We start from the raw sequence: 24,641 nt of genomic DNA on the forward strand, positions 1-24,641 counted from the left end.
AGACGAGACCATGACCATCACGATCGACCGCCCCACCACCACGCACGAGCCGAAGCCGGCCACGGGCAGCTTCCAGACCGTGCAGCCGCACCTCGAGGTGACCGCGCCGCTCGGCGAACGCTACGACGAGATCCTCACGCCCGAGGCGCTCGCGTTCGTCGCCAAGCTGCACGAGCGCTTCGCCCACATCCGGCACGAGCTGCTCGCCGTCCGCCTGCAGACGCGGGTCGACGCGGCGAACGGCCGCGACCCGAAGTTCCTCCCCGAGACCGAGTGGATCCGGAACGACCGCACCTGGCGCGTCGCGGGCGCCGGCCCCGGCCTCGAGGACCGACGCGTCGAGATCACCGGCCCGACCGACCGGAAGATGGCGATCAACGCGCTGAACTCCGGCGCCAAGGTGTGGTTGGCCGACCACGAGGACGCCACGAGCCCCACCTGGGCGAACGTCGTCGAGGGCCAGCTCTCGCTCTTCGACTTCCTGCGCGGCGAACTCGAGTACACGAGCCCCGAGGGCAAGGAGTACCGGGTCACGGCGACGGAGACCCCGACGATCGTGTTCCGCCCGCGCGGCTGGCACCTCGTGGAGAAGCGCCTGAGGTTCCACGACCGTGCGGGGCGCGCCATGCACGCTTCCGGTTCGCTCGTCGACTTCGGGCTGTACTTCTTCCACAACGCGAAGGCCCTCATCGAGGCCGGCCGCGGCCCGTACTTCTACCTGCCGAAGCTCGAGTCGCACCGCGAGGCGAAGCTGTGGAACGACATCTTCACGTTCGCCGAGGAGGAGATCGGCATCCCGCACGGCACCGTCCGGGCGACCGTGCTCATCGAGACGATCCAGGCCGCGTTCCAGATGGACGAGATCCTCTACGAGCTGCGCGACCACTGCGCGGGCCTCAACGCCGGCCGCTGGGACTACATCTTCTCGATCGTGAAGACGTTCCGCTCGCGCGGCCGCCGCTGGGTCATGCCCGACCGCAAGTCGATCACGATGACGGTGCCGTTCATGCGGGCCTACACCGAACTGCTCGTCTCGACGTGCCACCAGCGCGGCGCGCACGCGATCGGCGGCATGAGCGCCTTCATCCCGAACCGTCGCGACCCGGAGGTCACTGAGCGCGCGCTCGCCGCGGTGACGGCCGACAAGCGGCGTGAGGCCGGCGACGGCTTCGACGGCACGTGGGTCGCGCACCCCGACCTCATCCCCACCGCGCGCGCGGAGTTCGACGCGGTGCTCGGCGAGCGGCCGAACCAGGTCGACCGGCTCCGCGACGACGTGCAGGTGACGGCGGCGCAGCTGCTCGACATCCCGTCGGTCGGCGGCGAGGTCACCGAGAGCGGCGTGTACGACAACATCTCGATCTGCATCCGGTACATCGAGTCGTGGCTCCGCGGGACCGGCGCCGCGGCGATCGACAACCTGATGGAGGACGCCGCGACCGCGGAGATCTCGCGCTCGCAGGTGTGGCAGTGGCTGCACGACAACACGGTCACCGCCGAGGGCACGCGCATCGACCAGACGTCGATCGTGCGCATCATGGCGGCCGCCGTGGCCGACCTGCCCCGCTTCGAGGGCGACCGGTTCGACGACGCCATCTCGGTGTTCCGGTCGGTCGCGCTCGAGCCCGAGTTCCCGACGTTCCTCACCGTCGGGGCGTACGCCCGGTTCCTCTAGGAACACGAGCCGGTGGTCGAGTAGGACGCGAAGCGTCCGTATCGAGACCAGGAGGGCGGATGCCGCGGGACGGGAAGCCCGCGGCATCCGCTTCGCCGTGTCAGCGGAGGGGGACGGGGACGTCGACGCCGCCCTCCGGGGTGAGGCGGGCGTTCATCTTCAACAGGGTGGGCGCGGGGACGAAGCCGCCGGCGAACAGCGCCTCGCCCTGGCGGAACCACGGCGAACGGGAGATGAGCCCCGTCGGCGCGTAGCCGAAGTACGTCGCCAGGCCGTCGAGGTCGATGGGCGAGCTCATCTTCATCAGGGCCAGGTTGTCGCACTGCGAGATGATCCCCGGGTGCACCTTCGAGGGCCGCTGCGTCGAGAGCAGCAGCCAGAGGCCGAACTTGCGACCCTCGGCCGCGATCTGCACGAGCCGCTCGCGCACGGCGACCGCGACCGGCGAATCGAGCTGCGGCGAGCAGAGGTTGTGCGCCTCGTCGATGACGAGCAGCACCGGCCGCCGCTCCTCGCGCCGCTCCCACAGCTCGTCGAGCACCGAGAGCGCGACGACGAGCTGCTGGTCGGGCGTCGAGAATCCGCCGAGGTCGAGCACCGTGGCATCCGGTCGCTCGTCGATCACGTCCGTCGCGGCATGGTCGCGCCCTGCCCAGACCTCCCACTCCATGAGGCCCAGGTTCTCGATGCGCAGGGCGAGCTCGCGGTGCACGGGATCGTCGGACGCGCGCAGCGACGGCAGCACGGCTCCGAGGTCGGTCGTGTCGAGCGTCTCGCGCAGGTGCACGAGTGCGTTGTACTCCTGCCGGTCGGCCACCGCGTCGAGCTGCAGGACGGCCGCCTTCGAGGCCATGGGCATGTCCACGAACCGGGCGCGCAGCTTCTCGGCGCCCTCGATGTTCGGCCTGAGCACACGGATGTCGCGCTCGCGCAACGCGTCGGCGGTCGGGCCGCTCGCCCCCGGGTTCAGCTCCCCGAGTCGCACGAAGTCGGAGTTCGGGTCGAAGACGACGATCGGCAGCGCGGTGTGCGCGATGACCTGCTCGAGCACGACGCCGAGCGCGTAGGTCTTGCCCGATCCGCTCTGGCCGCACCAGAACGTGTGCCGGTTGAACCGGTGCGGCAGCAGTCGCGCGGGGCCGCCCGGCGGCGTGAGGTCGGTGCCGACCTCGAGCGCGGCGCCCGTGGCCGAGTGCAGCAGGTCGACCGAGGCCGGGTCGACCGCGGTGACCGACGCCGACGCGAACGCGACGCTCGCGCGCGTGTCGAGCAGCCCGTCGGAGATGACGCCGAGCAGGCGCCCGCGCAGGTGCCCGTGCTCCTCGTCCCGCTGCTCGACGAGGCCGAGCTGGCGCCGCTCGCCGTCGTCGACCACGACGAGGGCGCCCACGACGAAGCCGTCGGCGGGACCGGGGATGCGGAAGGAGCGGCCGTCGTCGGAGCGGGCGGTCACGCGGTCGGAGCGAAGGTCCATGCGCCGATCCTGCCACCGACCGGAGCGCCGGGGTACCGGCACGCGGCGGGTGTCGGTCGCGACGGATGCGGGCCACCCCGTTCGCGCCATGCGGTCATCGCGACCGTCGCCGTCGGATCCCGGCTCGGATCGGGCACGGCACTCGCGGGGTCGGCTCCACCGCGGAGGCGGTCCGAGGGGTAACGTCGCCATGTGACCGTCACGATCCGGCCCGCGGCGGCGGGCGATGCCGAGGCCCTCGCGCGGCTCGCCGCCGTCACCTTCCCGCTCGCGTGCCCGCCGTCGACGACGGCCGACGCGATCGCGTCGTTCATCGCCGAGCAGCTCAGCGAGGTGCGCTTCGCGGAGTACCTCTCCGACCCCGGGCGGATCATCCTCGTCGCCGAGCCGGACCGTGCGAGCGGCGCGGGCATCGCGCTCGCCGGCTCCGAGGAGGTCGCCGCGACCGGCGGCCTCGTCGGCTGGTCGATGCTCGTCGGTACCGAGGACGGCGTGCCGGCCGACGCGGATGCCGCGGCCAGCGTGACCACGCGACCGGCGATCGAGCTCAGCAAGATGTACGTGCACCCCACGGCCCATGGCGGCGGCATCGCGGGGACCCTCATGGCGGCGACCCTCGATGCGGCCGCGTCGGCCGGCGCCTCGGTCGTGTGGCTCGGCGTGAACCAGGAGAACGGCCGCGCCATCCGCTTCTACGAGAAGCAGGGCTTCGAGGTCGTCGGCTCGAAGGGGTTCCGGCTCGGCGACCGGATCGAGCACGACCACGTGCTCGAGCGCGCGGTGCGGCGGGCGTAGCGGAGCTACCGCGACGCCTTCACGTGCTCGTACGCCGCGAGCGCGGCGGCCCGCGTCTCCTTCAGGTCGACGATCGGCTCCGGGTAGCCGTCGGAGTCGAGTTCGGGCACCCACCGCCCGACGTACCGCCCGTCGGGATCGAACTTCTCCCGCTGCAGCTCCGGGTTGAAGACCCGGAAGTACGGCGCGGCATCCGCCCCCGACCCGGCCACCCACTGCCAGCCGAAGGGGTTGGACGCGGGGTCGGCGTCGACGAGGGTGTCCCAGAACCACTGCTCGCCGCGGCGCCAGTCGATGAGCAGGTTCTTGGTGAGGAACGACGCCGTGATCATGCGCGCCCGGTTGTGCATGCCGCCCGTGTGCCAGAGCTCGCGCATCGCGGCATCCACCACCGGCACCCCGGTGCGGCCCTCCTCCCATGCGGTGAGCGCCGACGGGTGCAGCCGCGGCCACGGGAACGCGTCGAACTCCTCGCGCCAGTTCCGCGTCGCGAGCTCGGGGAAGTGGAAGAGCACGTGGTAGGCGAACTCGCGCCAGCCGACCTCGGCGAGGAACTTGCGCGCCCCCTCGGTGCCGGCGGCTCGCTCCCGCGTCGCATGCCAGATCTGGTGCGGGCTGATCTCGCCCCATCTGAGGTGCGGCGAGAGCCGACTGGTCGACCGCCGGTCGAGCCGGTCGCGACCCGTGGCGTAGTCGCCGAGGTCGTCGGCGAGGAAGTCGCGCAGGCGCCGGTGGGCGGCGCGCTCGCCGGGCTCCCATGCGTCGCGGAGCCCGCCGGCCCAGTCGGGCCGAGTGGGCAGCAGGTCCCAGTCGTCGAGGTCGTCGCTCGCGGGGCCGCCGCGACCGGTCGGCCCGCCGTGCCCGTCGAGCTCGCTCGGCGCGGGAAGCGGGTGCCGCGGCTCGTCGGCCGCGAGGCACGCCTTCCAGAACGGGGTGAAGACCGAGAACGGCGTGCCCGACCCGGTGCGGATCGTCCACGGCTCGAACAGCAGCGACCCGTCGAAGCTGCGCACCTCGAGCCCTGCGTCCGACAGGTCGGACTTCAGGTCGGCGTCGATCTCGCGCTCGGGGCCGCCGTAGCGACGGTTCCAGAACACCGCGCCGGCGCCGACCTCGTCGACGAGCGAGCGGATGGCGCGGCCCGCCGCGCCGCGCCGGAGCACCAGCCGCACGCCGCGCTCCCGCAGGTCGTCGGCGAGCGAGGCGAGCGAGTGGTGCAGCCACCACTTCGCGGCACCGCCGAGGGGCCGGATGCCGGGGGACGCCTCGTCGAGCACGTGCACCGCGACGATCGGCTCGCCGCGTTCGACCGCCGCGTGCAGCGCGGGATGGTCGCCCACCCGCAGGTCGTCGCGGAACCAGACGATCGACGGCGCGGCACCCATGGGCTCGACGCTAGCCGAGGCATCCGTCGTCGTCGCTGGGGGTTGACTGCGGATCAGGTGGACGCGATCGCGGCGCCGCCCGTCTCGACCGGCACGTCGTCGCCCTCGGCACCTGGTGCGGGGGCCCGAGCGGCGGAGCGCGCCGCCGATCGCGCGATCGCCCACGTGCCGAGGCCCGACGCGAGGAACACCGCGGCGAGCACCCCCCACCCGGCGAGTCCATGCTCGAGCGCGGTCGCTGCCACGACGAGCGGTGCGCACATCGCCCCGATCGAGTAGCCCATGCCGAACACGCCCTGGTAGGTGCCCGCGCGGACGGGATCGGCGAGCTCGTAGCTCAGCCCCCAGCCGCCGGCCTGCGAGAGCACCTCGGCGAGCGCATGGGCGAGCGCCGCGCCGAGCACGACCGCCACGGCGCCCCACGCGGGCAGTCCGGCCGAGAGCGCGTACACGATGCAGGCGACGGCCATGAGCCAGGCGGCGATCGCCGAGACGCGGCCCGCGACGCGCAGGTCGTGGGTGCCGCGCGAGAGCGGCACCTGGAACAGGATGACGATCACGGTGTTCAGGATGAGCACGGCCGACACGACGACCGCGGGCGCCTCGGTGGAGTGGGCGACCCAGAGCGGAACCCCGATGTTCGTGACGGCGAACTGCATGCCGAACACTGCGGTGAGCAGGGTCAGCAGCAGGTAGCGCGGGTCGCGCCAGGGGGAGTGGGCGCGCAGCGCGATGCGCTCCGCCCGAGCGGAGGCGGCGACATCCGTCGACCCGGTGGCGGTCGTCACCGGTCGGGATGCTCGCGGCGCCGGGGCGTCGACCGAACGGGGGAGCCGGACGAGTTGCGTGACGCCGAGGAGCGATGCTGCGCCCGCCAGCACGATGGTCGTGCGGTAGGCCTCCGGGGTTCCGAGCGCGAGGGCGAGCGCCCCGATGCCGGATCCGGCGGCGATCGAGACGTTGGTGACGGTGCGGAGCACCGCACGGGCGCCGACGCGCGCCTCGCCGGTGAACGCCCGCGCGATGATCGCGCTCCGCGTGGCGTTCGCGCCCTGTTCGACCGCGCCCACGAGCATCGCGATCACGAGCGCCGCCGCGAAGTCCCCGGCGAAGACGTAGGAGACGAGCCCGATGCCGTCGGCGATCGAGAGGCCGATCAGCAACCGCCGTGCGCTGATCCGGTCGGCGAGCCAGCCGCCCGCGAACGACGACAGCACGCCGGCGGCGCTCGCGAGCGTGAGCACCACGGCGACCTCGTGGGCGGGCAGCCCGACGACGAACGTGAAGTACAGGACGGTCACCGTCAGGAAGATCCCGCGGCCGACCCGGCTGATGAGCGTGGCGACGACGAGTGCCCGCAGCACCGGATCGGCGAGCGGGGCGAGGAGGCGTGCGAGGAGCGGAAGTCGAGCCGGGGTGGTCACGCGTCAGTTCTCCCAGACCTCCGGATGCCTCGGAATCGATGTAGCGTTGTGCTACATGTTGCGCTACGTGCTCGATGAGCAGGACGTCGCCGCCGTCCGCTTCGGCATCTCCCCGCTGAGCGAACTCGGGCTTTCGCTCCGGGCCGTCCACGCTCCCGAGCGCTTCCCGCTGCAGCTGCCCTGGGTACGCCGGACCGAAGCCGCCCGAGGCGACCTCGACCACGAGGTGCTCGACGCGCTCATCGACGAGCGCATGTGGACGCCGGACTTCCTCAACCCGCGACCCCGGTCGCCGCTGACGCGTCTCGACGAGGAACTGGCGGCCCTGCGCGAGCTCCCGCCGGAGCGGTTCCACGAGGACCTCGTCGCCGTGCACGGCCGCGTGCCGGATGCGCTCGACGGTCCGCCCCGGGCGGCGATCCGACGGATGGTCGCCGCGCTCGAGGAGCTCTGGACGGCGAGCTTCGCGCCGTACTGGCCGAGGATGCGCGCGGTGCTCGAGGCGGACGTCGTGCATCGCGGGCGGCAGATCGCCCAGCACGGGCTGGGTGCGATGCTCAACGGGCTCACGGCGACGGTCGACTTCGACGGCGACGTGCTCCGCGTGCGACTGCGGGATCCCCGCGACCGCACGCAGGCGATCGTCGGCACCGGCCTCACCCTCGTGCCGACGATGTTCACGCGGCGAGCTTCCGCCCCCGTCGGCGACGGCCCGCCGATGCTCATGTACCCGGCGCGGGGGCAGGGCGCACTCTGGGAGGCGGAACGCGTCGCGAATCCCGCCGCGGTGGCCGGGATCCTCGGGGAGACCCGCGCCTCGCTGCTGGTCGCACTCGGCGATCCGGCCTCGTCGACCGAGCTGGGCGTGCGCTTCGGCGTCACGGCGAGCGCCGTGAACCAGCATCTGAGGGCGCTCCGCGACGCCGGACTGCTCGTGAGCACCCGGCACGGACGCAGCATGCTCTACCTGCGCAGCGAGTTGGGTTCCGCGTTGCTCGAGGGCGCCGTCCCCGCCGGCTGAACCGGCTGGATGCCGGAGGTCGTCGGGCCGGCCCGTCGGCGACGGGCGCGGGTTCACTGCGCGTGCCCGCCGCCGACGTGCCCGGAGGAGGTCAGAACCGGAGGGCGTGGAGGTAGTCGTACCCGACCTCGGCCGTCTGGAGCGGCGTGACATCGGGCGTGTCGTTCTCGACGATGTACTCCTCGACCGCGTGCGCCCGGAAGATCCGATCGAACGCGATCGTGCCCGTGCCGAGGTCCGCCATGTCGCCGTCGAGGTGGCGGTCCTTCACGTGGAACTGGCGCACCCGCTGCGGCGCCGCGGCGATGGTGTCGAGGGTGAACTGCACCGGGTCGGCCGCACCGGTGTTCACGCCGCCGGTGACCGCCCAGTAGAGGTCGATCTCGAGGTGGACGAGCGCCGGGTCCAGACGCTCGGTCAGCACCTGCCAGGGAGTCCGTCCGCCGCCGAGGTCGGTCGTGAACTCGTGCGCGTGGTTGTGGTACCCGTACGCGATGCCGTACGAGGCCGCGGCCTGGGCCTCGACGTTCATGCGGTCCGCGAGCGCCTGCCAGTCGGACAGGGAGTTCGAGGCGAAGTAGGGCACGTTCAGGTACTTCTGCCCGAGCGTCGCCGCGTTCTCGAGCTTGATCGCGAGCGCCGCGTCGTCGGCCGACACCCCGTCGTGGGACGAGGTGGCACGGATGCCGATCGAGTCGTAGAACGCGCGGAGTTCGGCCGCCGACCGGCCGAAGTAGCCGAGCGCCTGCTCCACCTTCGGGTAGCCGAGCTCGGCGATCGCGCGCAGCGTGGTGTCGTAGTCGCCGGGGCCCCAGGGCGCGCCGAGGTCCGCGCGCACCGTCCAGAGCTGGAGGCTGATCTTCCCGGGCGGGACCCGCTTCCACGGCTTGGTCGCGACGTCGGCGACGGCGGGCGTCGCCCCGCCTCCGAGGGTGAGCGCGGCGGCGGAGGCGCCGAGCAGCCCCATCAGCACGCCTCGCCTGCTGATGCCGCGCTGGTCGAGCGATGCCTGCATCGCCTGGTCGCCGTCGAATCCGTAGCACATGGGGGTGTCCTTTCACGAGAGCGCCGTCGCCCTCGACTCGCCTTCGAGCATGTGCAGTCAACTTTCGACGACGCAATGCGTTAAGTCAACAGGAACTGCACGCCCTGTAACACAAGCCGCGCAGCACAGGCCAGAAGTGGCCCGCCCGCGATCCCGGGACGGAGTCGCCCTCGAATGGCGGACCGGCGCGCCCGCTCGCCGCGGGCCGGCGCTACGCCGGCTCGTCGGCGACGCGCAGCACGAGCTTGCCGCGGACGTGCCCGCCGCCGAGACGCGCGTGCGCGCGCTCGCCCTCCTCGAGCGGGAACACCTCGTCGACGTGCACCCGAAGCGCCCCGTCGTCGACGAGGCGCGAGATCACCGAGAGGGTCCGCGCGTCGGGCGAGACCACGAAGCCGGTCGAGCGGATGCCGCGTGCGGCCGCCTCCGCGGCCATGGTGGGCCACGACCCGGTCGGCACGTTCACGATGAGACCGCCGCGGCGGATCACGTCGAGCGACCGCGTTCCGGTGTCGTCGACCACGTTGCCGACGAGGTCGATCACGACGTCCTGCTCGCCGGCGACCTCCTCGAACCGCTCGGAGGTGTGGTCGATGACGCGGTGCGCGCCGATCGAGCGGAGGAAGTCGGCGTTGCGCGGCGAGCCCGTCGCCGTGACCTGCGCGCCGAAGTACGTCGCGAGCTGCACCGCGAAGTGCCCGACGCCGCCGGCGCCGGCGTGGACGAGCATGCGCTGCCCGTCGTGGGCGCGCGCGACGTCGACCACCGCACCCCACGCGGTGAGCGCCGCGCACGGGATGCCCGCCGCCTCGACGAAGCCCGTGCCGATCGGCATCGGCGCGACGGACATCGACGGCACGCTGACGACCTCGGCGTAGGTCCCCGACATCCGTGGCACGCGCCCCATGCCGTAGACCCGGTCGCCGACCTTCAGCGGGTGCGCCGCATACGGCACCTCCTCGACGACGCCCGCGAAGTCGAGGCCGAGTATCGCGGGGTACGACGAGATCGCCGCCGAGACGCCACGGCCGAGCTTGGTCTTGCGGTCGATGGGGTTCACCCCGGCGGCCACGACCCGCACGAGCACCTCGTCCTGCACGCGGAGCGGCTGCGCCACCTCCGCCATCCGGAACACCGCGCCCTCGCCCGTCTCGTCGACCACCAGTGCCCGCATCGAAGCCCCCGTCCGCTCGCCTCCCGTCCGACCATTCTGGGGCACATTAGGCTGCGGGGAGCCGGTGGATGCGAGGGGGAACGGGATGCGCGCACTGTTCGGAGTGCTCCGGGTGGCCGCCGCCGCGGCCGTGATCGTGGCGATCGCCGGCCAGTTCGCGGTCAGCTGGTCGATGGTCGAGGATCGCGCGGCGTTCGTCGTCAACTTCTTCAGCTTCTTCACGATCCTCTCGAACGCGCTCACGGCGCTCGTCATGCTCGTCGGCGCGTGGCTCGCCTTCAGCCGGGTCGCCGACCCGCCGTGGTTCGACCTGGTGCGTGCGTGCGCGGTCACGTACATGGCGACGACCTTCGTCGTCTACAACCTGCTGCTCCGCGAGATCTCGCTCGACCAGGCGACGACCGTGCCGTGGTCGAACGAGATCCTGCACGTCTGGGCGCCGCTCTACGTCGTCGCCGACTGGGTCCTCGCGCCCGGGCGGCACCGGATCCCGTGGCAGCGGCTGTGGACGATCGCGCTCTTCCCGATCGCGTGGGCGGTCTACTCGCTCGTCAGGGGTGCGATCACCGGCTGGTACCCGTACCCGTTCCTGAACCCCGCGCAGGAGGCGGGCTACGGCGGGGTCGCGATCTACGTGATCGCGATCGCCGCGTTCATCCTGCTCGTCGGGTCGGGCGTGCTGGCGCTGAGCCGCACGCCGTGGCCCCACGCCGAGCCGGGCGTGGCCGGCCGTCGCGACGGGTCGGCCCGGTCCGTCGGGCCGACGACGGCGACGGATGCCCCGTCGGCGCCGGACCCGGACGCCGACCGGATCACGACCGGCTGAGCCATCCCGCGATCGCCTGGCGCATCGCCGCGGTCTGGGCCGCCTGCCCGTCGTCGCGGGCCGGCACGCGCTCGAGCGGCGCCCCGAGCCCGGAGGCCCAGCGCTCCGCGAGCTCGAACGGATGCACCGGGTCGCGCGGTGCGCCGACCACGAGCGAGCGGATGCCGCGGCTCGCGAGCGCGCCGAGCTCCGTGTCGGACGCGAACGCCCGGTTGCGGGGGACCTCGACCAGGCGGACGGCGCGTGCCGCGGCATCCGGCGCCCGGAACTGGGCGAGCAGCCCGCGACCGCCGAGCGGGGATGCCGCGGCGACCCGGTGATACGGCTCGGTGCGCGTGAAGCGTTCGGCGCCGCCCTCGGGCCCGTGCTCGCGGAGGAGCTCGCCGATCACGGGGAACGCGCGCAGGTTCGGCGGCAGCGACGTGTCGTCGAAGGCGGGACGGACGAACACCGCGCGCCCGACCGGCAGCAGGTCGCGCAGGGCGATGCGCAGGGCGATCGCCGCTCCCATCGAGATGCCGACGAGCGTGAACGGGCGGGCCGGTTCGGTCCCGCGTGCTGCGCCGGCCGGCTCGGTCGCGACGCTCTCGGCGACCTCGTCGGCGAGCCGGTCGAGCGCGAACTCCTCCGCGGCGCCGATGAGGGCGGAGGCGCCGTGCGCGCGGACGTCGGGAGCGATCACGTCGGCGGCTCCGCCGGTCTCATCGCCTGCGAGCCCCGCGAGCACCGGCCCGAACAGCTCGAGCGGTTGCCCGCGGTCGGCGCCGAGCCCGTGCAGGAGCACGAAGCTCACGCGAGCGGCCCCGGGCGGTAGAAGGAGCGGTCGGGACCGCCGACCCGCGCAGGCTCGACCCGACCGGGCTGCGGGCGGATGGCCTCGAGGAGCATGCCGGCCAGGCGCACGAGCTGCGCGATCTGGTCCTCGTCGCGGTCGACCCACCGGCACTGCGGGTCGCCGATCGGCACGAAGCCGTCGTGCTGCTCCCAGACGACGAGCGTGCGCTCGGCGCCGAGCACGTACTGCTGCCACCACACCTGGCGGAGGTAGCCGCGCGGGATGCCGCGCCACGGCTTCGACGTCGTCTTGATCTCGCACAGCTCGAGCGAGCCGTCGGCGCACACCTTGAGGCCGTCCGGCGTCGCGAGGTGCCGTCGCTCGGCCTCGGCGTGGAAGAGCAGGCTCGACGGTGCGATGCCGTGCTCCTTCCGGACCCATCGGGCGATGACGGGCTCGCGCTCGCGGCCGTGGTCGGTGTACCGACTGCCGCCGAACCCGCGGCGCGGCGCGCCGCCGTAGACCTTCTCGCTCGCCGCGGCGCGCACCGACGCCTCGGACGCGAGCTTCGCCGCATCCGTCGCCGTCACGCCCTGCGCCCTCGCCCGGAGCCAGGCCACCCGGTCGCCCGAGTCGGCGACGATGCGCGTCTCGTGCGCGAGCGGCGGCTGCCGGAGTGCCGACGCCACACGCGGTGCGACCGACTCGAGGTCGAACAGCGCGAAGGGGGTGTCGGTCACCCGACCACGCTACCCCCGCCCGCCCCCGATCGCCGGGCGCGGCGGACGCGCGGCGCTACTTCACCGCGCGGAGCGCGCCGCCCGCGGACTGCGCGATCATCGCCTCGATGTTCGCGGGGGAGAGCGAGTGGTGGATGGCCAGCATGCTCGCGCCGAGGACCGCGGCATCCGCCCCGGTCTGGGACAGCGTGATGTGCAGCGACTCGGTCGCGAGCGGCATCGAGCGGCGGTAGACGACCTCGCGGACGCCCGCGATCAGGTGCTCGCCCGCCTCGGCCATCGAACCGCCGAGGACGATGACCGACGGGTTCATGAGGCTGAGGCACGTGGTCAGCACCTCGCCGATGTCGCGGCCCGCCTGGCGCACCGCCTGGATCGCGTTGACGTTGCCGTTCTTCACGAGGTCGACGACATCGCGCGAGTTCGTCGCGGGGATGCCGGCCGCGGTGAGCGCGCGCGCGATCGCGCTCCCCGAGGCGAGGGCCTCGAGGCATCCGAAGTTGCCGCAGTTGCAGGCGATCTCGGCGCCGCGCGAGACGTAGACGTGGCCGATGTCGCCCGCGGTCCCCTGTGCGCCGCGCTGGAGGAAGCCGCCGGAGATCACGCCCGCGCCGATGCCCGTCGCGATCTTCACGAAGAGCAGGTGATCCACGTCGGGCCACGCGCGCTCGCGCTCGCCCAGCGCCATGATGTTGACGTCGTTGTCGACGAGGACGGGGACGTCGATCTCCTGGCGGATCCAGCCGGCGACGTCGAAGCGATCCCACCCGGGCATGATCGGCGGGTTGATCGGGCGACCGGTGCTGAACTCGACCGGACCCGGGACGCCGACCCCGATCGCGAGGAGGTGCTCGATGCGGCGGCCCGTGTGCTCGAGCAGCTCGCGGATGGCGGCCAGGACGGCGTCGAGCACGATGCGCGGACCCTCGGAGACCGCGATGACCGAGTTCGTCTCCTCGATGATGCGGCCGGTGATGTCGGCGAGCGCGACGCGGATGTGCGAGGCGCCGATGTCGACCCCCACGACGAACCGCTCGCTCGCCGTGATCGCGAACAACGACGACGGACGGCCGCCGGTCGACGCGGCCTCGCCGACCGGGCCGACGAGGCCCAGGTCGGTGAGGGCGTCGATGCGCATGGCGACGGTGGTTCGAGCGAGGCCGGTGATCGACGCGAGCTCGCTGCGCGTGCGGGGCTGACCGTCGCGGAGGATCTGGAAGAGGTCGCTCATCGCGGTCGATCCCAGCGCGTTCACGTGGGGCCGTTGGTCGCTGTGCGCACTTACGTCAACCATCTGCCAATTCTCCCATACCCTCCGACGAAACTCGCATGCACATGCATCCGTCGGAATACGCCCGGCGGTCCTGCTGCGCCACCGCTACTGCGACCTCGAACCCTGCCCCGCGAACCGCTGCTGCAGGAGCACCGCGATCACGATGATCACGCCCTTCGCGACCGCCTGCACGGAGGTCGAGAGGTTGTTCTGCGTGAAGACGTTGGTCAGGGTCGCGAAGATGAGCACGCCGAACACCGTGCCGGTGATGGTGCCGCGTCCGCCCGCCAGGAGCGTGCCGCCGACCACGACCGCCGCGATGGCGTCGAGCTCGTACAGGGTGCCGTGGGTGGACGTGCCCGCCGTGGTCCGGCCGAGGATCATGACGGCGGCGATGCCGGCGGTGAGGCCGGCGAGCGCGTAGAGGTACATGGTGTGGCGACGCACCGCGATGCCCGCGAGGCGAGCCGCCTCGCGGTTTCCGCCGATCGCGACCGTGCGGCGGCCGAACGTGGTCCGGTTCAGGAGGATCCAGCCGGCGACGGCGACGAGCACGAAGATCCAGATGAGCATGTCGACGCCGAGCAGGTCGGAGTTCATGAAGTCGATGAACTCGGAGATCCGGACGACCTGGGTCTGGCGGTTCGCGAGGATCTCCGCGAGGCCGCGGGCCGCGACGAGCATCGCCAGGGTCGCCATGAACGCGACGACCTTCCCGTAGGCGATCACGAAGCCGTTCAGGAAGCCCGCCGCGAGGCCGACGGCGAGGGCCGTGAAGACCATGACCAGCCAGGTGGAGTTGTCGGCCGCCGCCTGGACGGCCGACAGCGTGGCCACGACCGACGCGAGGCCCATGACGGAGCCCACCGACAGGTCGATGCCGCCGCCGATGATGACGAAGGTCATGCCGATCGAGATGACGCCGATGATCGAGGCGAGCCGGACGATCACGAGGATGTTGTCGATGTTCGTGAAGCGGTCGCCGGCCGTGATCGCGCCGACCGCGAAGAGCGCGGCGAGGGCGAGGATCAGGCCGAGGTTGCGGCCGACCGAGCCGCTGAGCAGGCTCTTCGCGGTGAATCGCGACCGCTGACCGGGTTCGGGCGCCGCAGGGCCGCCTTCGGCCGGGGCGATGGTGGGGGACTGGGACTCGCTCACGCGGCGGTTCCTTTCATGACGAGGTCGAGCACCTGGTGCTCGTCGATCTGGTCTGACTTCACGGTGGTGAGGATGCGTCCGTCCCCGACGACGAGGACGGTGTCGGCGAGTCCGAGCACCTCCTCGATCTCGCTCGAGACGACGACGACGGCGTCGCCGTTCGCGGCGAGCCGGCGGATCAGGGCGTAGATCTCGGCGCGGGCGCCGACATCCACTCCGCGCGTCGGCTCGTCGAGGAGGAGCACGGACGTGCGGTTCACGAGCCAGCGCGCCAGCAGGATCTTCTGCTGGTTGCCGCCCGAGAGCGTGCGGGCCGGACGGTCGGGGTCGGCCGGGCGCAGTTCGAGCGCGTCGATCTGCTCGGCGGCGATGCGGCGCTCGCGCCGCTCGTCGACGAACCCGCCCTTGGCGAACCTCGTGAACGACGAGAGGGTGACGTTCCGGAAGATCGGCTCGTCGAGCAGCAGCCCCTGGCTCTTGCGCTCCTCCGGCGAGAGGCCGATACCCGAGCGGACGGCGTCGCGGACCGAGCCGCGGCGGAGCTCGCGGCCGTTCGAGCGGACGGTGCCGCCCGTCGCGCGCCTCGCGCCGTAGATCGTCTCGAGGATCTCGGAGCGGCCGGAACCGACGAGCCCCGCGAGCCCCACGATCTCGCCCGCGCGCACCGTGAAGCTCACGTCGTGGAAGACGCCCTCGAGCGACAACCGCTCCACCTCGAGGGCGAGCGGCGCGTCGGCGGGGATCGGCGTGGCCGGCGGGAAGACGTTCTCGACCTCGCGGCCGGTCATCCGCCGGATGAGCTCCGAGGTGGGCGTCTCCGAGACCTCCAGGCCGTTCGCCGTGCTGCGGCCGTCCTTCAGGACCGTGATGCGGTCGCCGATCTCGCGGATCTCCTCGAGTCGGTGCGTGATGTAGACGACCGCGATGCCGTCGGCCGTGAGCTCGCGGACCACGCGGAAGAGGTTCTTCACCTCCTCGGTGTCGAGCACCGCGGACGGCTCGTCCATGATGATGAGGCGGGTGTCGTGCGACAGGGCGCGGGCCATGCTCACGATCTGCTTGTTCGCCGCGCTCAGCGAGCCGACCTCGCGTGTCGGGGAGAGGTCGCCGTGGCCGAGTCGCTCGAGCAGTCCCTTCGTGCGCGAGTTCGCCTCGCCGGCGCGCAGGAGGCCGCCGACCGCGAGCTCGTGCCCGAGGAAGATGTTCTCGGCGATGGTCAGGCCGTCGACGACGTCGAGCTCCTGGTACATCGTGGCGATGCCCAGTCCGATCGCGTCCTGGGGGGAGTGCAGCGAGACCTGCTCGCCGTTCCACTCGATCGTGCCCGCGTCCGGAAGGTGCGCTCCGGCGAGGGTCTTGATCAGGGTCGACTTGCCCGCGCCGTTCTGGCCGAGGATGCAGTGCACTTCGCCGGCGACGATCTCGAGGTCGACGTTCTTCAGCGCCTGGACGCCTGAGAAGCTCTTCGAGATCCCGGTCATGCGGAGTAATGCCGGAAGATGGTCGTCTTTGATCACTCGGAAATCATAACCGGAACTCACGCTGACGCAAGTGCTTTCCTCGATTCTCCTCATTTCCGATGCCGAGGGGGCCTTCCGGGCCGCCTTGGACCGCAGCCGCCACTTATAACGTCTCGCAAACATAAGTTGCGCAGAGCCGGGTACCTTCTGCTACGCTCACGAAACGTCAGCGTGGACTCCGTTGGGTGTGGTGGCACCCGGATGGAATCGAGGTCCATCTGGCGGTGCTGCGTCACATCCAAGGAGAGGAAACACGAATGAGTGTCACCCGCACTTCACGAGCCCGCATGCTGGTCATGGCGGGCGCATCCCTCGCGGTCGCCGGCCTGCTGGTCGGCTGCACGGCGGGCGGAACCGAGTCGAACGTCACCGAGAACCAGAACTCCGCCGAGGAGAACGCGGCGGAGGGTGACACGGTCGTCATCGGGTTCTCCGGTCCGGCGGCCGACCACGGCTGGCTCGGTGCCATCAACTCGGCCGCGATCGCCGCTGCCGACAGCTACCCCGACGTCGAGCTGCGCGTCGCCGAAGGCACGAACGACGCCAACCTCCAGATCAGCCAGGTCGAGACCTTCGTCAACGACGGCGTCGACGCCATCGTGCTGCTGCCCACCGACGGTGCGGCGCTGACCGAGGCCGCGACCAAGGCGATGGAGGCCGGCATCCCGGTCATCAACGTCGACCGCGAGTTCTCGAGCCCCTTCGCGGCCCGGGCGACGATCCTCGGCGACAACTACGGCATGGGCGTCTCGGCCGGCACGTACATCTGCGAGCGGCTCGAGGGCCAGGATGACGCGGTCGTCGCCGAGATCGCCGGCATCGACTCGCTGCCGCTGACCCAGGACCGCTCGCGCGGCTTCGCCGACGCGCTCTCCGACTGCGGCCTCGAGGTGACCAACCGCGTCGCGGCCGACTTCACCATCCAGGGCGGCGAGGCCGTGACCTCGCAGCTGCTGTCGGCTGCGCCGGAGATCGACGCCATCTGGAACCACGACGACGACCAGGGCGTCGGCGTCCTCGCTGCCATCGAGGCGGCGGGTCGTGACGAGTTCTTCATGGTCGGCGGCGCGGGCAGCGCGAACGCGATGCGCGAGATCCAGTCGGGCGACTCGGTGCTCGAGGCGACGGTCATCTACCCGTCGACCCAGGCCGCCGACGGCATCGCGCTGGCCCGGCTGATCGCGCAGGCCAAGACGATGAGCGACCTCTACACGCCGAGCGTGCCGAACCGGGTCGTCCTCGACGCGCCGGTCGTCACCGCGGACAACGTGGACGAGTACATCCAGTTCGCCTTCGAGTCCTGACCTGAAACACCCGAGGCTGGGCGCCCCTCGGGGCGCCCAGCCTCCCCTACACCAGAAAGGCAGCTCGATCTGCATGCGTGAACGACTCCGCGTCGCAATGGTGGGCATCGGATTCATGGGGGCCGCCCACTCGCAGGGATGGCGCGTCGCCCCGCGGTTCTTCGACCTCTCGGCCGAACCGACGATGAGCGTCCTCGTCGGTCGAGATCCGGTCCGGACCGCGGCAGCCGCCGAGAAGTGGGGCTGGAGCGAGTCCGCGACCGACTGGCGCGAGGTCGTCACGCGCGACGACATCGACATCGTCGACATCGTCACTCCCGGCGACAGCCACGCGGAGATCGCGATCGCCGCGCTCGCGGCCGGCAAGCACGTGCTCTGCGAGAAGCCGCTCGCGAACTCGTCGGCCGAGGCCGAGGCGATGACCCGGGCCGCCGAGGCCGCCGCCGCACGCGGCATCCGCTCGATGGTGGGCTTCACCTACCGGCGGCTGCCTGCGACCGCGTTCGCGCGGCACCTCATCGCCGAGGGGCGGATCGGCGAGATCCGCCACGTGCGCGCCTCCTACCTGCAGGACTGGCTGGTCGACCCCGGGTCGCCCATGACCTGGCGGCTGCAGAAGGACCGCGCCGGCTCCGGTGCGCTCGGCGACATCGGCGCCCACGCCATCGACCTGGCCGAGTACATGACGGGTCTCCGCCTGGGCTCGGTCTCGGGCCTGCTCGAGACCTTCGTCCGCGAGCGGCCGATCGCCGGGTCGTCCTCCGGGGCGATCGCGGGCGGGTCGTCGGCCCCGTCGACGGGCGTCGGCGAGGTCACCGTCGATGATGCGGCGTTCTTCCACGGGCGCTTCGACTCGGGAGCCCTCGGCGCGTTCGAGGCCACGCGCATGGCGACCGGTCGCAAGAACGCGCTGCGCGTCGAGGTCTCGGGCTCGCAGGGCGCGATCGCCTTCGACCTCGAGCACCTCAATCGCATCGAGTACTACGACGCCACGGCCCCCGCCACCGAGCAGGGGTTCACGTCGATCATCGTCACCGAGCCGGAGCACCCCTGGGTCTCGGCATGGTGGCCGGCCGGACACATGCTCGGGTACGAGCACGGCTTCGCGCACCAGGCGCACGACTTCGTCGAGGCGATCGCCGCCGGCGACGACCCGAGCCCGTCGTTCGCCGACGGCCTGCACGTGCAGCGGGTGCTCGATGCGGTCGAGCAGAGCTCCGGGGCGGATGGCGCGTGGGTGGGCGTCGTCGGGGGCGGCGCGGACTGAGTCCGCCGCCGCCGACGGCTCGGCGAGATCGGTTCCGCGAACGAAGGGGAGGAGCGGGATGACGTCGATCGACTCGGTCCGCCTCGGCGATCCCGTGGCGGCCGGCAGCCCGGCAGCGCCGGGCTCCGGCGGCGGACTCGCCGCCGGAGACGGCCGTGATGCGCTCGGCGGTGCCGACCGCGGGACCCTCGGCCTCGCGGCTCGCGTCGAGGCCGCCGTCTCGCGCACGCCCGGCGCGGTGTCCGCCGCATGGACGGCGGTGTCGGCGTCCGCCGGCGACCAGCCCGAACTGCGGGAGCTCGTGGAGCGGCTCGCGGGGCAGCGCGGCGGCAAGTACCTCCGCTCGAGGCTCGCGGCGGCGGCCTATCTCGGCATCGGCGGCACCGACCCGCGCGCCTGCGATGCGCTCGGGGCCGCGGTGCAGCTGCTGCACCTCGGCCTGTGCGTGCACGACGACCTGATCGACGGGGACGACCGCCGCCACGGCCGCGGGAACCTCTTCGGCACGACGCGCGATGCGTTGCGCGGCGTCGGCAGGGTCGGCGACCCCGACCACCAGGCGGCGTCGGCCGCCCTGCTGGCCGGCGACCTGGCGATCGGCGAGTCCCTCGGGCTCCTCGCCGGCGCCCCGGTGGGCGACGCCGTCCGTTCGGCGCTCGTGCGCGAGGTCGTCGGCGCACTGCGCCAGGCCATCTCGGGCGAGCTCATGGACGTCCGCGGCGAGGAGTCCTCCCCCGAGGCGGCGAGGCCCGCGCTCACGGCCGAACTCAAGACGGCGGGCTACAGCATCGTGCTCCCGCTCCGGCTCGGCGCGATCGCGTCGGGTCGAGCGGATGCCACCGCCCTCGCCGCGCTCGCCGACTACGGGCGGCACCTCGGCGTCGCCTACCAGTTCATGGACGACGAACTCGCGGTGTTCGGGGACCCGTCGCTGACGGGCAAGTCGACGAGCTCCGACATCCGCTCGGGCAAGCGGACCTTCCTGCTCCAGCTCGCCTACGCAGGCGCGTCGACCGCCGAGCGGGCGAACCTCGACCGGGACGTCGGCCGCGCCGACCTCTCCGACGCCGGGGTCGAGCGGGTGCGCGCGATCATGCGCGGCAGCGGCGCGCTCGAGCGGCATCGCGCGAGCATCGTCCGGCACGCGGCGCACGCGGTGTCGGCGCTCGACAGGGCGGGCCTCCCCGACGAGTTCGACGCGTACCTGCGGGTGCTCGCCCGGAGCGTCCCGGGCCGGTCGGCATGACTTTCGATCACCTGTCGCCGGGTTATCCCAATGGCAACGCAACTTCTGATTGACCGCGGGTGCAAGCTCGGCTAGCTTCGAGACGGGCCACGGCCCACGCGCAACGGTGCACAGGGAATGGAGTTCGACGATGAACGATGGACGGACCGGGATCTGGTTCGTGGGCGCTCGGGGAAGCGTCGCGACCACCGCGACCGTGGGTCTCGCCGCCCTCGCAGAGGGCCTGACCGAGCCCGTCGGCCTCACCACGGCCGGCCCCGAGTTCGCCGACGTCGCGCTCCCCGCGTTCGGCGACCTGGTGGTCGGAGGGCACGACGTCGCCGACATCCCGCTGGTCGAGCGGGCACGCGGGCTCGCCGCCGGCGGGATGCTGCCCGCCCGCATCGTCGAGGCCGTCGCCCCGCGGCTCGACGCGGTCGACGCCGATCTCCGTCACCTCCCCCGCACCCCGCGCGGCACCCAGCGCGACGAGATCGCCCTCCGCGCCGCCGACATCCGCGACTTCCGCGAACGGCACGGTCTCGACCGCGTCGTCGTCGTCGACGTCGCCTCGACCGAACCGCTCCCCGCCGATCGACCCGAATTCCACGACCGGGCGTCGCTCGAGGCCGCGCTCGACGACCCGGCGTCCGAGCCGCTGCCGTCGAGCACGCTGTCGGCGATCGCCGCCGTGGCCGGCGCGGGCGCACCCTACGCCTGCTTCACGCCGTCGCTGTCGATCGGCATCCCGGCGCTCCGCGGCCTCGCCGCGGAATCGGGCGTGCCGATCGCCGGCCAGGACGGCAAGACCGGCGAGACCCTGCTCCGCACGGTGCTCGCGCCGATGTTCGCCTCGCGCGGCATGCGGGTGCTGTCGTGGGCGGGCGCGAACCTCCTCGGCGGTGGTGACGGTGCGACCCTCGCCGACCCGGCGGCGGTGCAGTCGAAGCTCGCGTCGAAGAACCGCGGCCTGCACGACCTCCTCGGCGACGACGTCGTGACGCCGCTCCACATCGACAACGTGCCCGATCTCGGCGACCTCAAGACCGCGTGGGACCACGTGCACGCCGCGGGCTTCCTCGACACCCGCGTCACGCTGCAGACGACGTGGAGCGCCTACGACTCGACGCTCGCGGCGCCGCTCGTGATCGACCTCGCCCGCCTGCTCTCCCTCGCCGACGGCGCGGGAGTCACCGGGCCCGTCGCCGAGCTCGGCTACTTCTTCAAGGACCCGTGGGGAAGCGACGAGCACGCGTTCGCCCGGCAGTCCGACGAGCTCGTGTCCTGGGTGCTCCGGACGGCGGTCCGGAGGTCCGCGGCGAAGGTGGCCTGAGGTGGACGCGTCCACCTTCCTCCAGCTGGTCCGGGCGCCCGCCGGCCTGACCGTGCTCGGCGACGCGACCGCCGGCATGGCCGCGGCGGGGCGTCGCGGACTGCTGCCCAGGCTCGGCCTGCCCGTCGCGTCGGTCCTGCTCTACTGGGGCGGGATGGCGTTGAACGACGCGGCCGACGCCGACCTCGACCGGCTCGAGCGTCCGGAGCGGCCCATCCCCTCGGGCCGGGTCTCCCGGCGAGCCGCCGTCGCGACGGCCGGCGCGCTCACCGCGGCCGGTCTCGGCGTGGCCGGGCTCACCGGCGGGCGCTCGTCGCTCGCCGTCGCGGTCCCGCTCGCCGCCGCGATCTGGGCGTACGACCTCTCGGCCAAGCGCAACGCACTCGGGCCGATCGTGATGGCCGCCTGCCGCGGCCTCGACGTGCTGCTCGGCGCAGGAGGCGACCATGCGCGAGCCGCGGTCCGCCCCGCCGCCGTCATGGCCGGGCACACCGCGAGCGTGACGGCGCTCGCGCGAGGCGAGGTGCACGGAACGCATCCGGCGGTGGCGACGGCCGCCGCAGCGGTCACCGTCGGCTCGGCGGCCGCGGCCGTACGACCGACGACGGATGTCGCGGGCCTCGTGTCGTGGGTCGCCGCCGCCCGGTACGCGCTCCCCACGTTCCGGGCGCAGGCCGGCGCGATCGCCACTCCGAGCGGCCCGGTCGTGCGGGATGCGACGCGGCGCGGCATCCTCGCGATGGTGCCCCTGCAGGCGGCGCTGACGGCACGCGCGGGTCGCCCGGTCGATGCGCTCGTGCTGCTCGCGATCGACGCACTCGGCGGCCTGCTGACGCGTCGAGGCGGCAAGGGGCGTGAGATCACGTGACCGCCACGACCACGCCCGTGCGGCGGCTCGTGCTCGGATACGGCACGAACGGCCTCGCCGACCATCCGCTGGACGCCGCCCTCGACGTGGTGCAGGCGAGCGGCTACGGCGCGATCGCGCTGACGCTCGGCCACCCGCATCTCGACCCGTTCGCCGACGGATGGCGCGAGCGCGCGCTGCTCCTGCGCGACGACCTCCGGGCCCGCGGGCTCCGCGTCGTCGTCGAGACGGGCGGGCGCTACGTGCTCGACGCGTTCCGCAAGCACCGCCCGAACCTGCTCGACGACGACCCCGAAGCCGGGCAGCGGGTGGCGTTCCTCGTCCGCGCGATCGAGATCGCCGCGCTGCTCGGCGCCGACTGCGTCTCGCTCTGGTCGGGTGTGGTGCCCGAGGGTCTCGACGCGACGACGGCGTGGCAGCGGCTGGTCGAACGGATGCGACGGGTCGTCGCCGCAGCGCGGGCGCACGGCGTCCGGCTCGGGTTCGAGCCGGAGCCGGGCATGCTCGTCGAGACCGTGGGCGACGCGCTGCGTCTCCGGGCCGACCTCGGCGACCCGCCCGAGTTCGGCGTGACGGTCGACCTCGGCCACTGCGTGGTGGTCGAGCCGGGCGGTGTCGAGTCCGCACTCCGTGCGGCCGGGCGCCTGCTGGTCAACGTGCAGGTCGACGACATGCTCCCGCACGCGCACGAGCACCTCGAGCTCGGCACGGGGGAACTCGACCTCGACCTCGCGTTCCGCACGCTCGTCGAGCTCGGCTACGACGGGGTCGCGGCCGTCGAACTGCCGCGGCACTCGCACGCGGCGCCGCGCCTGGTGCGGGAGAGCATCGCACGCCTGAACGACGTGCTCGAGGGGATCGGAGCAGCAGCATGAGCATGAACGGGACCACGTCGACGGGCGTCGACACCCGCGACCGGCGGGACGGCACGACGGCGGCGCTCGCCAGGGCGGGTGCGCCGGCGGTCGTCGTCACCGACGAGCTCAGGGCGCGATACGGAAGCGGCGACACCGAGGAGCGCATCGCCGTGCTCGGCGTGCTCGACGACATCGCGGCGGAACGTCCGGCCCCCGACCTCGTTCGCGACGTCGGCGTCGAGCTGGTGCGCGACGCCCTGCGCAGCAACGACCCGCGCCTGGTCGCGGCCGCGATGGGTGCATTCGCCGGCCGTCACCTCGGCGACCACGACTGGCGGCACGGCGTCGTGAAGCTCGTGTTCATGGGCGTGCCGCTCGCCGGCGTCGCGCGGCTCGACGAACGCGCCGACGACGAGCTCGCGCGCATGGCCGAGGACCTCGCCGAGGAGCGCGAGGCCGCCGGCCGACCCGTTCCCGACGACCTGCGGGCACTGCTGCGGCCCTCGGTCGGCGTCGCGCCCGGCGCCGCCGCACCCGACCGTCCCGACCCCGAATCCGCCGACGCGACCGGGGACGCCCCCGGCTCCACCCGACCGGAAGGACGCTGAACGTGCGCATCTTCGACCCGCACATCCACATGACCTCGCGCACGACCGACGACTACGAGGCGATGTACGCCGCCGGGGTGCGCGCGCTCGTCGAGCCGGCGTTCTGGCTCGGCCAGCCGCGGACCGGCGTGACCAGCTACCTCGACTACTTCGACGCGATCACCGGCTGGGAGCGGTTCCGCGCCTCGCAGTTCGGCATCCGCCATCACGCGGCGATCGCCCTGAACCCGAAGGAGGCCAACGATCCGCGGTGTCGCGAGGTGCTGCCCGAGCTCGACCGGTACCTCCGCCGCGAGTCGGTGGTCGCGGTCGGGGAGACCGGCTACGACTCGATGACGCCCGAGGAGGACGAGGTCCTCGAGACGCACCTCGAGCTCGCGAGGCGCCACGGCCTGCCCGTCGTCGTGCACACGCCGCATCGTGACAAGAAGCACGGCACGCGCCGCACGCTCGACGCGATCGCGAACTCCGGGATCGCACCCGAGCTGGTCGTGCTCGACCACCTGAACGAGGTCACGGTCGACCTGGCCGCCGAGCGCGGCTGCTGGATGGGCTTCTCCATCTACCCCGACACCAAGATGGACCCGCAGCGCATGGTCGCGATCCTCCAGCGCCTCGGCACCGAGCGGATGCTCGTGAACTCCGCGGCGGACTGGGGGCGCTCCGACCCGCTGCTGACGGCGAAGACCGGCCGGGCCATGCTCGAGGCCGGCTTCTCGGAGTCCGACGTCGACGGCGTGCTGTGGCAGAACCCGGTCGCCTTCTACGGGCAGAGCGGACGGCTCGACGTCTCGCCGCTGCCCGGCTTCGAGCTCGGCGCGGAGGCCGAGCTGTTCCAGGGCAACTCGATCCTCCGCGGCGTCGCGTCGGTCCCGGCGGCGGAGGCGGTCTGAG

At 72.6% G+C, this 24,641-nt stretch carries 22 protein-coding genes; 12 read left to right on the forward strand and 10 right to left on the reverse strand.

Annotation, left to right across the window (positions count from 1 at the left end; translation table 11 throughout):
- Positions 1-10: 10 nt before the first annotated feature.
- The gene (gene aceB, locus ACULK2_RS02610) at positions 11-1,675 is read left to right on the forward strand and encodes a malate synthase A (RefSeq protein WP_445970163.1); all 1,665 of its coding nucleotides are present in this window, start codon (positions 11-13) and stop codon (positions 1,673-1,675) included.
- A gap of 100 nt (positions 1,676-1,775) precedes the next feature.
- On the opposite strand, the gene ACULK2_RS02615 is transcribed toward aceB, so the two are convergent.
- Complete coding sequence (locus tag ACULK2_RS02615) at positions 1,776-3,149, reverse strand: ATP-binding protein (RefSeq protein WP_445970162.1); 1,374 nt, start codon at positions 3,147-3,149, stop codon at positions 1,776-1,778.
- 192 nt (positions 3,150-3,341) lie between these two features.
- On the opposite strand from ACULK2_RS02615, the gene ACULK2_RS02620 reads away from it, so the two are divergent.
- Positions 3,342-3,944: a GNAT family N-acetyltransferase gene (locus ACULK2_RS02620; RefSeq protein ID WP_445970161.1), complete on the forward strand. Its 603-nt coding sequence runs from the start codon at positions 3,342-3,344 to the stop codon at positions 3,942-3,944.
- A 5-nt stretch (positions 3,945-3,949) separates the two neighbouring features.
- Here ACULK2_RS02620 and ACULK2_RS02625 read toward each other — a convergent pair whose 3' ends face one another.
- Together ACULK2_RS02625 and ACULK2_RS02630 are read right to left on the reverse strand one after the other, a co-directional pair.
- Entirely contained in the window at positions 3,950-5,329 is a 1,380-nt protein-coding gene (locus ACULK2_RS02625; RefSeq protein WP_445970160.1) for a cryptochrome/photolyase family protein, read from the reverse strand.
- A 53-nt stretch (positions 5,330-5,382) separates the two neighbouring features.
- Positions 5,383-6,753, reverse strand: a complete 1,371-nt coding sequence (locus ACULK2_RS02630; protein WP_445970159.1) for an MFS transporter — start codon at positions 6,751-6,753, stop codon at positions 5,383-5,385.
- A gap of 55 nt (positions 6,754-6,808) precedes the next feature.
- Here ACULK2_RS02630 and ACULK2_RS02635 point away from each other — a divergent pair, with 55 nt between their 5' ends.
- On the forward strand, positions 6,809-7,774 hold the full coding sequence (locus tag ACULK2_RS02635) for an ArsR/SmtB family transcription factor (RefSeq protein WP_445970158.1): 966 nt from the start codon (positions 6,809-6,811) through the stop codon (positions 7,772-7,774).
- Between the two features lie 91 nt (positions 7,775-7,865).
- On the opposite strand, the gene ACULK2_RS02640 is transcribed toward ACULK2_RS02635, so the two are convergent.
- Positions 7,866-8,819 (reverse strand): sugar phosphate isomerase/epimerase family protein, encoded by a 954-nt coding sequence (locus ACULK2_RS02640; protein WP_445970157.1) that lies wholly within the window; start codon positions 8,817-8,819, stop codon positions 7,866-7,868.
- Between the two features lie 211 nt (positions 8,820-9,030).
- Positions 9,031-9,993: an NADP-dependent oxidoreductase gene (locus ACULK2_RS02645; protein ID WP_445970156.1), complete on the reverse strand. Its 963-nt coding sequence runs from the start codon at positions 9,991-9,993 to the stop codon at positions 9,031-9,033.
- 85 nt (positions 9,994-10,078) lie between these two features.
- Here ACULK2_RS02645 and ACULK2_RS02650 point away from each other — a divergent pair, with 85 nt between their 5' ends.
- Positions 10,079-10,819 (forward strand): Pr6Pr family membrane protein, encoded by a 741-nt coding sequence (locus ACULK2_RS02650; RefSeq protein WP_445970155.1) that lies wholly within the window; start codon positions 10,079-10,081, stop codon positions 10,817-10,819.
- On the opposite strand, the gene ACULK2_RS02655 is transcribed toward ACULK2_RS02650, so the two are convergent.
- From ACULK2_RS02655 to ACULK2_RS02675, 5 genes are all read right to left on the reverse strand, one after another.
- The gene (locus ACULK2_RS02655) at positions 10,806-11,612 is read right to left on the reverse strand and encodes an alpha/beta fold hydrolase (protein ID WP_445970154.1); all 807 of its coding nucleotides are present in this window, start codon (positions 11,610-11,612) and stop codon (positions 10,806-10,808) included. The genes ACULK2_RS02650 and ACULK2_RS02655 overlap by 14 nt on opposite strands.
- Positions 11,609-12,334 (reverse strand): YqaJ viral recombinase family protein, encoded by a 726-nt coding sequence (locus tag ACULK2_RS02660; RefSeq protein ID WP_445970153.1) that lies wholly within the window; start codon positions 12,332-12,334, stop codon positions 11,609-11,611. The genes ACULK2_RS02655 and ACULK2_RS02660 overlap by 4 nt, the downstream gene beginning before the upstream one ends.
- A 55-nt stretch (positions 12,335-12,389) precedes the next feature.
- On the reverse strand, positions 12,390-13,565 hold the full coding sequence (locus ACULK2_RS02665; protein ID WP_445970152.1) for an ROK family protein: 1,176 nt from the start codon (positions 13,563-13,565) through the stop codon (positions 12,390-12,392).
- Positions 13,566-13,712: 147 nt separating this feature from the next.
- Positions 13,713-14,765 (reverse strand): ABC transporter permease, encoded by a 1,053-nt coding sequence (locus ACULK2_RS02670; RefSeq protein ID WP_445970151.1) that lies wholly within the window; start codon positions 14,763-14,765, stop codon positions 13,713-13,715.
- Complete coding sequence (locus tag ACULK2_RS02675) at positions 14,762-16,246, reverse strand: sugar ABC transporter ATP-binding protein (protein ID WP_445970150.1); 1,485 nt, start codon at positions 16,244-16,246, stop codon at positions 14,762-14,764. Before ACULK2_RS02675 ends, ACULK2_RS02670 begins: the two co-directional genes overlap by 4 nt.
- A gap of 335 nt (positions 16,247-16,581) precedes the next feature.
- Here ACULK2_RS02675 and ACULK2_RS02680 point away from each other — a divergent pair, with 335 nt between their 5' ends.
- The 8 genes from ACULK2_RS02680 (at position 16,582) to ACULK2_RS02715 (ending at position 24,640) form a co-directional block, all read left to right on the forward strand.
- Positions 16,582-17,589, forward strand: coding sequence for a substrate-binding domain-containing protein (locus ACULK2_RS02680; protein ID WP_501044950.1), 1,008 nt, complete (start codon positions 16,582-16,584; stop codon positions 17,587-17,589).
- Positions 17,590-17,662: 73 nt separating this feature from the next.
- Entirely contained in the window at positions 17,663-18,856 is a 1,194-nt protein-coding gene (locus ACULK2_RS02685) for a Gfo/Idh/MocA family protein (RefSeq protein WP_445970148.1), read from the forward strand.
- Between the two features lie 58 nt (positions 18,857-18,914).
- Positions 18,915-20,102 (forward strand): polyprenyl synthetase family protein, encoded by a 1,188-nt coding sequence (locus tag ACULK2_RS02690; protein WP_445970147.1) that lies wholly within the window; start codon positions 18,915-18,917, stop codon positions 20,100-20,102.
- A 130-nt stretch (positions 20,103-20,232) separates the two neighbouring features.
- Positions 20,233-21,414, forward strand: a complete 1,182-nt coding sequence (locus ACULK2_RS02695; RefSeq protein WP_445970146.1) for an inositol-3-phosphate synthase — start codon at positions 20,233-20,235, stop codon at positions 21,412-21,414.
- 1 nt (position 21,415) lies between these two features.
- The gene (locus ACULK2_RS02700; RefSeq protein ID WP_445970145.1) at positions 21,416-22,282 is read left to right on the forward strand and encodes an SCO3242 family prenyltransferase; all 867 of its coding nucleotides are present in this window, start codon (positions 21,416-21,418) and stop codon (positions 22,280-22,282) included.
- The gene (locus tag ACULK2_RS02705; RefSeq protein WP_445970144.1) at positions 22,279-23,157 is read left to right on the forward strand and encodes a sugar phosphate isomerase/epimerase family protein; all 879 of its coding nucleotides are present in this window, start codon (positions 22,279-22,281) and stop codon (positions 23,155-23,157) included. Before ACULK2_RS02700 ends, ACULK2_RS02705 begins: the two co-directional genes overlap by 4 nt.
- Entirely contained in the window at positions 23,154-23,747 is a 594-nt protein-coding gene (locus tag ACULK2_RS02710) for an EboA domain-containing protein (protein ID WP_445970143.1), read from the forward strand. Before ACULK2_RS02705 ends, ACULK2_RS02710 begins: the two co-directional genes overlap by 4 nt.
- A gap of 2 nt (positions 23,748-23,749) precedes the next feature.
- Complete coding sequence (locus ACULK2_RS02715) at positions 23,750-24,640, forward strand: TatD family hydrolase (RefSeq protein ID WP_445970142.1); 891 nt, start codon at positions 23,750-23,752, stop codon at positions 24,638-24,640.
- Position 24,641 lies beyond the last annotated feature (1 nt).

Source organism: Agromyces molybdatiresistens (assembly GCF_052748445.2).

Excerpts from the sequence above, each read along its gene's own strand:
- ACULK2_RS02635 (WP_445970158.1), top strand. The coding sequence starts at position 6,809 with ATGTTGCGCTACGTGCTCGATGAGCAGGACGTCGCCGCCGTCCGCTTC.
- ACULK2_RS02690 (WP_445970147.1), top strand. The coding sequence starts at position 18,915 with ATGACGTCGATCGACTCGGTCCGCCTCGGCGATCCCGTGGCGGCCGGC.
- ACULK2_RS02625 (WP_445970160.1), bottom strand. The coding sequence starts at position 5,329 with ATGGGTGCCGCGCCGTCGATCGTCTGGTTCCGCGACGACCTGCGGGTG.
- ACULK2_RS02680 (WP_501044950.1), top strand. The coding sequence starts at position 16,582 with ATGGCGGGCGCATCCCTCGCGGTCGCCGGCCTGCTGGTCGGCTGCACG.
- ACULK2_RS02650 (WP_445970155.1), top strand. The coding sequence starts at position 10,079 with ATGCGCGCACTGTTCGGAGTGCTCCGGGTGGCCGCCGCCGCGGCCGTG.
- aceB (WP_445970163.1), top strand. The coding sequence starts at position 11 with ATGACCATCACGATCGACCGCCCCACCACCACGCACGAGCCGAAGCCG.
- ACULK2_RS02675 (WP_445970150.1), bottom strand. The coding sequence starts at position 16,246 with ATGACCGGGATCTCGAAGAGCTTCTCAGGCGTCCAGGCGCTGAAGAAC.
- ACULK2_RS02615 (WP_445970162.1), bottom strand. The coding sequence starts at position 3,149 with ATGGACCTTCGCTCCGACCGCGTGACCGCCCGCTCCGACGACGGCCGC.
- ACULK2_RS02695 (WP_445970146.1), top strand. The coding sequence starts at position 20,233 with ATGAACGATGGACGGACCGGGATCTGGTTCGTGGGCGCTCGGGGAAGC.
- ACULK2_RS02645 (WP_445970156.1), bottom strand. The coding sequence starts at position 9,993 with ATGCGGGCACTGGTGGTCGACGAGACGGGCGAGGGCGCGGTGTTCCGG.
- ACULK2_RS02665 (WP_445970152.1), bottom strand. The coding sequence starts at position 13,565 with ATGAGCGACCTCTTCCAGATCCTCCGCGACGGTCAGCCCCGCACGCGC.
- ACULK2_RS02710 (WP_445970143.1), top strand. The coding sequence starts at position 23,154 with ATGAGCATGAACGGGACCACGTCGACGGGCGTCGACACCCGCGACCGG.
- ACULK2_RS02685 (WP_445970148.1), top strand. The coding sequence starts at position 17,663 with ATGCGTGAACGACTCCGCGTCGCAATGGTGGGCATCGGATTCATGGGG.
- ACULK2_RS02640 (WP_445970157.1), bottom strand. The coding sequence starts at position 8,819 with ATGTGCTACGGATTCGACGGCGACCAGGCGATGCAGGCATCGCTCGAC.